At 59.6% G+C, this 10,848-nt stretch carries 8 protein-coding genes and 1 pseudogene; 4 read left to right on the plus strand and 5 right to left on the minus strand.

Going from position 1 to position 10,848, the window contains the following annotated elements; translation table 11 throughout:
• The first annotated feature begins 276 nt into the window (after nucleotides 1-276).
• The 3 genes and pseudogenes from AB0N06_RS35900 (at nucleotide 277) to AB0N06_RS35910 (ending at nucleotide 2,142) form a co-directional block, all read left to right on the plus strand.
• Nucleotides 277-1,091, plus strand: a pseudogene (locus AB0N06_RS35900) (IS5 family transposase).
• An 8-nt stretch (nucleotides 1,092-1,099) separates the two neighbouring features.
• The gene (locus tag AB0N06_RS35905) at nucleotides 1,100-1,495 is read left to right on the plus strand and encodes a hypothetical protein (RefSeq protein WP_366138882.1); all 396 of its coding nucleotides are present in this window, start codon (nucleotides 1,100-1,102) and stop codon (nucleotides 1,493-1,495) included.
• 242 nt (nucleotides 1,496-1,737) lie between these two features.
• Complete coding sequence (locus AB0N06_RS35910) at nucleotides 1,738-2,142, plus strand: hypothetical protein (RefSeq protein ID WP_366138883.1); 405 nt, start codon at nucleotides 1,738-1,740, stop codon at nucleotides 2,140-2,142.
• Nucleotides 2,143-2,429: 287 nt separating this feature from the next.
• On the opposite strand, the gene AB0N06_RS35915 is transcribed toward AB0N06_RS35910, so the two are convergent.
• From AB0N06_RS35915 to AB0N06_RS35935, 5 genes are all read right to left on the minus strand, one after another.
• On the minus strand, nucleotides 2,430-3,284 hold the full coding sequence (locus AB0N06_RS35915; protein ID WP_366138884.1) for a hypothetical protein: 855 nt from the start codon (nucleotides 3,282-3,284) through the stop codon (nucleotides 2,430-2,432).
• Nucleotide 3,285: 1 nt separating this feature from the next.
• The gene (locus tag AB0N06_RS35920) at nucleotides 3,286-4,848 is read right to left on the minus strand and encodes an AAA family ATPase (RefSeq protein ID WP_366138885.1); all 1,563 of its coding nucleotides are present in this window, start codon (nucleotides 4,846-4,848) and stop codon (nucleotides 3,286-3,288) included.
• The gene (locus AB0N06_RS35925; RefSeq protein WP_366138887.1) at nucleotides 4,845-6,467 is read right to left on the minus strand and encodes a restriction endonuclease subunit S; all 1,623 of its coding nucleotides are present in this window, start codon (nucleotides 6,465-6,467) and stop codon (nucleotides 4,845-4,847) included. Before AB0N06_RS35925 ends, AB0N06_RS35920 begins: the two co-directional genes overlap by 4 nt.
• Complete coding sequence (locus AB0N06_RS35930) at nucleotides 6,464-7,870, minus strand: class I SAM-dependent DNA methyltransferase (RefSeq protein ID WP_366138889.1); 1,407 nt, start codon at nucleotides 7,868-7,870, stop codon at nucleotides 6,464-6,466. The genes AB0N06_RS35925 and AB0N06_RS35930 overlap by 4 nt, the downstream gene beginning before the upstream one ends.
• A gap of 947 nt (nucleotides 7,871-8,817) precedes the next feature.
• Entirely contained in the window at nucleotides 8,818-10,056 is a 1,239-nt protein-coding gene (locus AB0N06_RS35935) for an IS256 family transposase (protein WP_366138890.1), read from the minus strand.
• Nucleotides 10,057-10,347: 291 nt separating this feature from the next.
• On the opposite strand from AB0N06_RS35935, the gene AB0N06_RS35940 reads away from it, so the two are divergent.
• Nucleotides 10,348-10,677 (plus strand): hypothetical protein, encoded by a 330-nt coding sequence (locus tag AB0N06_RS35940; protein ID WP_366138891.1) that lies wholly within the window; start codon nucleotides 10,348-10,350, stop codon nucleotides 10,675-10,677.
• Nucleotides 10,678-10,848: the final 171 nt, after the last annotated feature.

The following is a 10,848-nucleotide window of genomic DNA, read 5'->3' on the forward strand; positions in this document are numbered from 1 at the left end:
CGTGCCCTGGTCCTTCGCCTGCCCCTTGCCGTCGCCGTCCACATCGAGCCAGGCGCCGGTCGGCAGCGCAAAACCGCTGGTGGAGGGGGAGTGGCCCCGGCCGGGCCGCGCTCCTGTCTCCGCCCCGCTCCAGCCCGGCCGGCGCCCGTGCCGCGCGCACAGCAGTCGGCCGCCTGATGCCAGAGAAGGGGTGCGTCGTGGCTGGGATGGTCGGCTCCACTGCTTTAGAGGTCATCTCAATTGGTTTGATCGTTAGCCTGTTCCACCGTGATGACGATGGTGGAGCGTCTGGTGCCAGACGGGTTGTGGGAGCTGTTCCAACGTGTGGTGCCAGCGGCGCCGGTGCGGCCGCAAGGCGGTGGCCGACGGAGGCATGGGAACCGTGAGGTGCTGGCCGCGATCATGTTCGTGGCCACGACGGGCTGCACCTGACAGCAGTTGCCCCCGGTCTTTGGCCCTTCCGGGGCAACCGCGCACCGGCGCTTCACCGAGTGGACCCGAGCACGGGTCTGGGGCAAGCTCCACCGGCTGCTCCTGGACGAGCTCGGCGCGCGCGGAGACCTGGACTGGTCGAGGTGTGCGATCGACTCGGTGAACATGCGGGCCCTGAAAGGGGGGAGCTGACGGGACCGAATCCTGTCGATCGCGGCAAGAAAGGCTCGAAGATCCACTTGATCACTGAGCGCACCGGTCTGCCCCTCTCGATCGGGATCTCGGCCGCGAACACCCACGACAGTCAGGGACTGGAACCCCTGGTGCGCGGGATCCCACCGATCCGCTCCCGCCGCGGACCACGTCGGCGACAGCCCGCCAAGCTCCATGCCGACAAGGGGTACGACTACGACCACCTGCGGAAGTGGCTCCGCTCCCGGAACATCACGCCGCGCATCGCCCGCAAGGGCATCGAGTCCTCCCAGCGGCTGGGCCGCCATCGATGGACCGTGGAGCGCACGGTGGCGTGGCCGTCCGGGTGCCGCCGCCTGCACCGTCGCTACGAGCGCAAGGCCGAGCGCTTCCTCGCCTTCGCGGGGATCGCCGCCACCTTGATCTGCAACCGCAGGCTGGCAAGCCCCCATCCAAGGCTGGGATGATCCATGACGTGTTCGGATGGATGCACCGCACCCCGCGCTCCGTGGTGATATTGGCCTGCGGCATCGCGGCCGGCCTGCTCTTCGTGGGAGCCATCGCACACATCACCGATCTCCTCCGCCATGGTCTGCGCCCCTATGACTGGGCACCGAGCTGGCTCAACTTCTACTGGTCCTCGCTGGCCGTCCTAGACCCGCTCGCAGCGGTGCTACTCCTTCGCGGCAAGCGCCGAGGAGCCAATCTCGCCTGCGTCATCATGACGACCGACATCGCCGCCAACTGCTACGCGGTCTACGGCATCCAACACAGCGACTTCTACGCCCAGCCCGGCCTTCAACGGCTGACCGCCTTCACCTTGCTCGTCCTCGGCACAGCACCATTCCTCCGCAGGCACCTCGCCAATTGAGATGACTTCTTAGGCCACTTTGGCGCGAGCCTCGAAGATCATGGCCCCAACGTCGTGCTTTACCGGGCAGGTCCACAGACTGCCCGACGCGCCGGAAGCTTACGGGGCCATGATCACTCGCGCCAAAGCAGCTCCAGCCCAAAGCCGCTCCATCGACCGCGTGGTACCCAACCGGCTACATCCACCGCGTCAGCACCGTACTCTGCACCTTGATCGTCACAGCGACTGCAAGGAGCACATGTATGGAGCCGGACCAATGGGAGGCAGGCACCACGCCCTGGGTGCGTCAAGCTCAACCCAGGGTTCACAGCGGTGCGAGGGCTACGCGCTTCCAGTGCTACTTCTGTGGAGGACACTCGGTCACTCGCTCCGAGCATGACAACGCCTACGACACCGGACGCATAGAGCTCTACTGCGACAACGAGCACTGCGACGCAAGAGAGATAGCTGTGATCGCCTGTCGAGACGGACACGCCGCTGGGGAGCGGGCAGATCTCCGCGCCCTTGCCGCTGTCGATGAAGGACGCCTCGACCTCGCAAGCGTCCCAGGCGGGAGCGAACCAGTATCGTCCCCGACCTTCAAGCGGCTCGATGAGGCCCAGAAGAAGATCGTCGCTGCCAGACGCGACCAGCGCGAGTGGGAGTGAGTGGGCTTCCCGTCTTGTGACGGAGCCGTGGACTCCTGACATCAGCGCCTAACGCCAACAGGCACGTGAATGAGCGGTCAGCGTCGGTCCCTGGCGGACGAGCAGCCGAGGCCTGAGCGAGTTAATCGACGTCTCCAGGTACCTGGATCGACCTGATAAGGATGAGGCCAGGTCTCAAGCCTTGGTCTACACGGGCGCCGGCCACACCATCGACCGGCGCCCGTCACCTTGACTCGGTCATTGAGGCTGCCCCGACCTCAGATAGAAGACACACCGCGAATTCTTAATTAAAGGGGTGCCTCGCAAAGAATCTTCGCAGTAAGACTCGCTTCCCTAAAGCCGCGGACCGCACATCGGGCTACAGCCGAGTATTCGGCTGAACGAGTCATAAACTGCGCCAGCTCCGCCAATTGTTCCTTGTACTCAATCCGCAGGTCAGGATTGCCCATAAGAATCGACTTGTAAATTCGATCCGCCCTCTTGCAAAGCGATATTATCTTCAGATATATCCTCTTTCTCTCCCGGACTGTGTACGGATGATCTAAATGCAAGATCACGCGCGAGGAATCAATGCGACTCATCGCCAAAGGGTCGGTCAGCACCATCGAGGTGTTGAGCGCCAACTTCCCTTCCTCGTCGTACCAAACGATTGATACATCGAGGACCGAGCAGGGATCCAATAGGAGGGGCTCTTCGCAATCTACGGAGTCATTCGGCCCGTAGGCACGAAAGGAACCGACCGCCAAAGGAAAGTGGTCTTGTTTGCCACCGGCGCTACCTGACTCCGCATGCCTTCTCCTGCTATTGCAATAAGTGCACGCGTACCGATAATTCTGATAGTCGAAGGCCAGCCACCAGTAGCCCGAATGGTTCGCATCCTCGGCCACTTTTCCCTTAGGGCGATAATGGTCTACAGCATTATCTGATCGCGTGTTCTTTGACTCGCAGTACCAACACTTTCCATGCGAGGCTTCTGACAATTTCTCTTTGACTTCGCGCCAGAGGTCAGAATGGTCCTTGAGGAGCCGATCTCTCTCATCATCGGTGCTGGCTTGCTCGAGTTCACGAGTGACAGATGCGCACTCCTTCTTCCACTCTGCAGGTAGCAGAGAAGCAACTTCGAAGAGATCGACAAGGATCACGTTACTCTCCCCCAGGCTCTGTGAAGTCACCTTCGCCAAGGACTTCTCTCAGGAGGTCTTGAGCGGCTTCGCGGTTTTCTTCGATCTCTTCACGTGAAAAGACCAGAGGCGCTTCCGCCTCTCCTTCCTCGCTGAGCTTCGCCCGCAGATATTCTTGAAACTCTGGATCTCTATCCTCCATAAGGAGGCCTAGCGCTTGGAGTTTTTCACTCAGTCCGCGCAGCTCCTCCGCCTCAACAGGTGATAGGTAGTCCCGCGAGGCTAGATCTCTTTTTCGATCGAGGAGCTCAAGGGTTTCGAGGTCGAGTTGCGATCTCAATCCGTAGACGTCACTCGTCAGCAAATTACCGACGCCCATACCGCGAGGGTCTTCGATTGGTGCAGACGCCGAGATCACCCCATCGTCATGGCGTTCTAGGATGCGAACTTCAGACTTCAGGAGGCCGGCTACCACTAGAGGATCGTGCGTAGCCATCAAAACGTGTGATGTCTCGTCGAGTGCACCGAAATCATGCAGGAATTGCCGATATCGAACACTCCACGCTGGATTAAGGTGTGTGTCTGGCTCATCCAGCAAGAAGAGCGATTCTTCTTCCCTCGTGAATCTCATCAGCCCTAGCACCAAAAGCAATTGCTGCTCCCCTTCACTAAGTTGCCTGAAGGTGAGGGAAGAGGAACCTCGCTCCGTCGAAACTCGGATCCGTACATCGTGGATCAATTCCGACATATAGGTGCTTTCTAGCGCCTTGAAGAACTCCTGATTACTTGGGTAGGCACTCGCTAGTGCCCGAGTCTCGGCAAGCCCAGATAGATACAGGAAGAGATGCTCTGAACGACTAAATCTAGCTAGCCCAACTGGAACTCGCCTATCGAGTCTCATTGGCGCGAGGGCGATCGCATACAAGCGATCCAGGAAACTTCTTACAGTGCCTCTCGCATTCCAAAAACGCTTATCTCCCGACCGACTATGCCATGATGGCCTCTGCATTACGAACATGACTGAATCGAGGTCATGTATACCGAGTAGTCCCTTAAGGAGCCTTTGAACAGTGGGATCGTCATCTAAGAAGAACGCAAGCAGGACGAAGCTGGAGTAAACGTTCCTCGCGTAAAAGAGAGGACGCAATGGCTTCTCTTCGCCTCGAAGAAGATCCCTATAAAAGCGCTCCTGGTGAGCACTGAAGTGTTCCTCAAGACGGTTGCTAGGGCCGGAGTAGTAACCGAATACATGCCGAGGTCGATAACTGGCTCCTGCGTTACCCACAAACTTGCCGTTTGGAATAACCTCCCCGTTTACTGAACAGGTGAGATGAATCGAGCCGGCACTCTCCGTTGCTGATACGTGGATCAAGTCGCCGCTGATCTCATACTTTAGGTCATACGCGAATCTCGGGGTGAGCCCCAAGTCGAGATCTCGAAAGATCACCGTGAGTGCTTCTAGCAGGTTTGATTTGCCCGCCCCGTTACGTCCGACAAGGACTGACACTGGCGCATCTCTGTCGAACGACACGTGGAAATCATTGAGGTTTTTGAAGCTACGGACACCAACTTCAAGAATTCTCACGAAGGGGCGCCGATCGTGACGAAGACCAATTCATCATCTGGGCGATCAATGTCGATGCGTCCATCTTTCGATAGATCCCGAAGAAGCGCATAGAAGTCGTCCACAGCATCGTCCTCCAGGCGCATACCGCGATATAGCTCTGCGGGACTAACTCGACCACCTGACGACTCAAGAATCTGAAGCAAATGATTAGCGTTCACCACGCCGCTATCTGTGCTCATTTCACTAGTCTTCCTTACCTTGGACGTCTTCTTCTTAGCAGGGCCCGTTGGCGAGGACTGTCGTTCGAGCATCCGATTGACGAGGTTTTGCGTATCGACCCCTGTCACGGAGTTACTCAAGGTCTGCGAAATGGTACGCGCCAGATCTCCATAGGCCAGTCCCGTGATCGCAAGGGCTTCTGTCTCTAGCAGATATTGCTGGCTTTCGATCAGGGCGACCCTAGCCTCGCTGGCCTTATCAACGACTTGATTAATCAAGTTCACTTGTCGGCGTTGTTCAGCGACTTCCGGAATGGGGATTGGCAGCTGGCGCACGTCACGCAGGTTTAGACCTGGCATGTCAATTCCTCGCATGCGATCCGATAGCCAACCCTGCACCCATTGGCTAGAGAGCCAATGTGCTAGGTATTCGCTTTCCAAATCTTCACGTGGCCGGAGGCGAGCAATTCCCCTGTTGATGTTCCCGCCGTCCAGTTCGGGTGGCACTACCGCAACACGTGTATTACGGATGATTCCCAGCAACACATCACCAGAAGCGATCGCTGATCGAGAGAACTTCTCATGAACCGCCACCGACGTGTTCCGCAACTGGCCTTCGCTAACCTCGCCGTTCTGCAGGTCTTGCTGTTGCACATATGGAACTCCCGTTCCGTCCTCCACATCCGGTCCCGGTTGCAGGATCCCGTAAACGATAGGAGCACTGGGTGCAACTGCCTCAGCAGCAATCACCCATGATGGGTCTGCTTCGCTCGAAAGCCATCTCTCCTTTGGGCCACGATCACCAATGATCACCTGATCTCGGAAATTCCGCACCAAGAAGTTCAGCTCTGGCACAGATTCAGATAGGACGTGGCGCGCAGTGTCAACTCGTTCCTGGAATACGCGCGCTGTGTCCGCCAGGAGCTCTTGAACGGCTCGGGGCGGGACCGGAAACGGCAAAGATTTAAATCGATTGAGCCCTAGGTGAGCGATGTTTGTCGTTGCCTTAGCGATCTGCGAGAACACGCCTTCTTTTTGGTATGCACGGAAAACTAGCAGTGCGTACTCGGGAAGGATTTCCTTGTGTGGGCGAAACCTGATGATGCTGTTCTGGAAAAACAGTTCTTCGAGCTCGCCACGGTACAGCGCTGCTCGCCCTACTAGCTCTCGGCTTTGCCCTTCACACAGAAGCACGTCGCCTTCTTTGAGGCGATATCTCTCCCGTGCTTCACTCGAAAAGTTCATGGTGGCCAGATCGCTGAGATCGATCTCATCATCAAAGACGTTCGCCACTCGGAGGTACGGATACTGCTCCGGCGCCAGGGACGCTGCCGGCGTCTTCTGCTGGCCAGAGATTGCGACCCCGGCCTCGGACACCTTGCAAACTGCCCAGGAGTCAGGAAAATCCTTCCTTATCACTCGTCACCAGCTTCGATCGATTCCAGTCGTGCGGCAGCCACTAGCGAGCTATCTCGCAACATTTCTTCCACCTCGCCAATGGCTTGCTGGGCAGCCGTGATGCAGTCGAGAAGGGCTACTGCGACATCATGAGGTGTCCGGTGGACGCTTTCAGTAGCACTCTGTGCCTCTGAGTTGCCAGCTAGGTCCAACCTGTCGTCTACCGACCTCAAGTCATCACGGGTCACACAGCGGAATCGGTCCGTCTCCTCTCGCGGGGCGCGGCCGAGAGGATCACTTCCGTAGCACTGAAGGAAGTCTCGCAGGTCAGAGATACCGAGCGGCTTACGCTTAGTGAATGAACTGGAAGAAGATCTGAGGTCATAGATCCACGTCGAACGGGTAGGGCCGTCTGCACAGAAGAAGAGAACTGACGTCCTGATTCCGGTTGCATAAAAAATGCCAGTCGGCAGTCTGAGGATCGTATGCAGTCGATAGTTATCGAGTAGATGAGTCCTAATAGACGATGCGACGCCCGCCTCGAAAAGGACGTTGTCGGGAACTACGACGGCCGCTCTACCTCCCTTGCTAAGGCTCTTATAAATATGCTGGAAAAAGCCTAGCTGCTTATTGGAAGTCCGATAGTCCATGTGCTGGCTTTGAGTCGCCGACAAGTTGCCCTTCACTCCAAAAGGAGGATTCGTTAGGCACACGGACACCTGAAGTGCTTTGGGGTTCCGACTGAGTGAATCGCCAAGTTCAATTTCGCCGTGCAGGTCGTGCAGGAGCAGGTTCATAAGTCCCATGCGTTGGACATCATGCACTAGCTCCACACCATGCAGTCGAGGCTGTTGATCGCCCTGATGTTGCGTGTGCAGGCCAGCCGCTACCAGAAAACCTCCGGTTCCAGCTGCGGGGTCATAAACGGTGTCGCTGCTCGTAGGATCGATCGCCTGCACCAAAGCGTCGACAACTGCCCTGGGAGTGAAGTATTGGCCAGTTCCATACCTCGACTCCTGGGCATTTTTCTCAATGAGCCCCTCATAGACATCGCCAAGTCCATTTTGGCGAGCGCGGTACCAATCAATTTCGTCAATGCCACTGATCAGCTTTCGCAGTGCATCACCTGAAGTCAGACGGGTCTCCGCCTCGCCGTAAATAGTTGCTACCGTCTCATCCCGGGAAGATCCAAGACGTTCCAATATTTCCTTATAAATATCGGCAACTTTATCCGCTCTTGCTTCTCGTAGAGCTGCCCAACGGCAGTTCACTGGAAGCCGTTCCTCCATCCCGAGCTCTGCGGCCAACTTCAAGAACAGCAAATAGGTAAGCTCATTGAGGTACTCGTGATACGTGACGCCCTCATCACGAAGAACCGCGCAGAGCGACCAAAGCCGCCGCGTAACGTCTGACGTATCCCTCATGTGGTTCCTTCGGTCGCGAGAAGAGTCGGCGCAGAGTAGGCAAGCCATGATCCCACGGTGGGGTGGGAGGGAGTCGAGGCCCGGGGCTGCCAGCTCCGCTCTCAGCCCGCCATAGCCGGGTCCCCCCGTGCCCGGGCCCGCTCCCGCGGGATCTCCGCTGCTACTTCGACTGCTGCCAGGTGCTTCGGATCCTTGTGATCCTCACCGCCCCTCCCCTACCGCATGAACGATGTCTAGCCTGCGCATCGTAGCGATCGAGGCTCGGCCTGGTGCCGTATACAGCAGCGCGGCAGCAAAAATCCCTATATTCAGGCGGTGTTGTCAGTGTGGCTCGGTACGTTGATCATCGTGGCCGCAGCACCCCATCAAGCAGCTGGCACCGTCCAGATCGGAGGAGGAGACGAAAGGCCGCTTGGTTGACGTTGGCGAGGAATGTCAGCGACCGAATCGGCGCGGGCTCGGACGGCAACATAGCCGCACACCACTGCTGTGACTGGGACTACATGGTTCCGGGACTACGTACCTCGCAGGTCGGCGACGTGATCACGTCGTGGTAGGTCACCGAGCGGTCCGACCTGTCGTTGATAGGGGACAACCCGCTGGGGCGGGCCGATGGGCTCGCGGTGACCGCAGCCACGGGGGCCCTCATGTGGCCGGCCTAGCACTAGTGCAGGCTGATGCAAACCTTGATCCCTCAGCGTGATCCGCTCAGGTTCCTCTGGTGACGATTCGTGCCTGACGCCGTGGTAGGCCAGCTTCCGGGGCGCGAACAGCGGCCCAGACGTCGCTATTTCCGGCTCTGGGAGGAACTCGCTGTGCTGACTGCGCACGATGGGCGATGTGTGTACTGTCTCGCGCCCTCTGAAGTCAAAGATCATGTCATTCCATACGCGGTCACGTCCGCTGGAGTGGTGTATCGACGGCCACTCGGTGATCTCGTTTTGAGGCTATGCGGTGAGTTCGGTGGGCGGGATGGTCTCGTCGGTTTCTGACTCGATTGGGTGGAGGCGGGCCTTGGCGAGGAGTTCGCGGCCCATGTAGCGGCGGGCCTCGGTCCACTCGTCGTTCTGCTCGGCCAGGACCGCGCCGACCAGGCGGATCACGGCGGGACGATCGGGGAAGATGCCGACCACGTCGGTGCGACGCCGGATCTCCTTGTTCAGCCGCTCCTGCGGATTGTTCGACCAGATCTGCCGCCAGATCTCGCGGGGGAAGGCGGTGAAGGCCAGCAGGTCATGCTGGGCGGCGTCCAAGTGGGCTGCGGCTTTGGGGAACTTGGCCTCCAGTGCGTCCAGGACGTGTGTCATCTGGGCCTTCACCGCGTCGGTGTCGGGCTGTTCGAATACGGTTCGCAGCAGGGTGGCCACCCACGGCTGGGCCGATTTCGGGACCTGGCTCAGCAGATTGCGGGCGTAGTGGGTGCGACAGCGCTGCCAGGAGGCGCCGGGCAGCACCGCGCCGATGGCGTCGACCAGGCCGGCGTGGGCGTCGGAGACGACGAGCTGGATGCCGGACAGGCCGCGGGCGATCAGCGAGCGCAGGAAGGCCAGCCAGCCGGCACCGTCCTCGGCGGTGGCGACGTCCAGGCCGAGGATCTCGCGGTGGCCGTCGGCGTTGACACCGACCGCGATCAGGGCGTGGACGTTGATGATCCGGCCGCCCTCACGGACCTTCTGGGTCAGGGCGTCGACCCAGACGAACGCATACGGCCCGGCGTCCAGGGGCCGGTTGCGGAAGGCCGCGACCTGCTCGTCCAGGTGCCGTGCCATCGCGGAGACCTGGGACTTCGACAGCTGGGTGACGCCGAGGGACTCGGCGAGCTTCTCGACCCGGCGGGTGGAAACACCGAGCAGGTAGGCAGTGGCCACCACGCTGATGAGGGCCTGCTCGGCCCGGCGGCGCCGTTCGAGGAGCCAGTGCGGGAAGTAACTCCCGGTGCGGAGTGTGGGGATGGCCAGTTCGACGGTTCCTGCCCTGGTGTCCCACTCGCGCGGGCGGTAGCCGTTGCGGTGGTTGACTCGCTCGTCGCTGACCTGCCCGTATTCGGCGCCGCAGAGGGCGTCTGCCTCCGCGGACATGAGGGCGTCGGCGAACGTTTTGATCATTGCGCGCAGCAGATCGGGACTCGCCGCGGCGAGGTTGTCCTCCGCGAGGGCGTGCAGGGGCAGACTGTCGGGTGCGGTCATCGTGCTGATCTCCTTCAAAGACTTGGTCGTCTTGAAAGATCAGCCGGTGGCCGTTCGTCTATGCAGGCCTCACCCCGACGCCGGAGCAAACCCCCGGATCAGGTCGAACCCGTACACCACTTCTCAGGACGCAACCCCATACGCACGCGGCGGTGACGACGATCTGCATAACCTGAGCCCGGCATGCGTGGTCTGCAATCTATCCAAAGCAGATCGCACCCCGGTGGAGTTCGCTGCACTCAGTCTCAACCCTGGTGTCTGGGGGCGGCGGGGCACCCAGGAAGGGGGCAGTTGTGGGACGAGTTCGATGACCTGCGCCTGCGCTACGAGATGTGGATGGAGCGCATCGAGTTCACCCAAGTGGAACTCCTCAATCCACGCCGAATAGCGTGGTTCAAGCACGATCTGGCCAGTACATACTTCAACGCCAAGGACCAGCCGACCATCCGCGCGAAGGCAGCCACCTTCCGCACCCTCTACGCACGCCACCTCGCAACATCCGCAGCCACGGGCTGGACCGTGGAAGGCCGACCCCCCTTCCAAATCATCAAATCCCGCAAGTGGGGCGCCGAGTCAGAGGACCCCGGGCCTTCACCCGTGATGGTGGACACGCGTCTTTGATCACGCGGCGAGCGTGAGCTTAGCGGTGTGGTGTCGGCGTTCGTATTCGTTGGGGCTGAGCTGGCTATTGGCGGAGGGGGCTTCGCCCTTGATCGTGGACACCGGGTGTCATGCGGCGAGGGTCAGCGTAGTTGATCGTTGTTCGTAGCTGATCGGGCTCTGCTGGCCCAG

Source organism: Streptomyces sp. NPDC051020 (assembly GCF_040683105.1).
Lineage (GTDB): Bacteria > Actinomycetota > Actinomycetes > Streptomycetales > Streptomycetaceae > Streptomyces.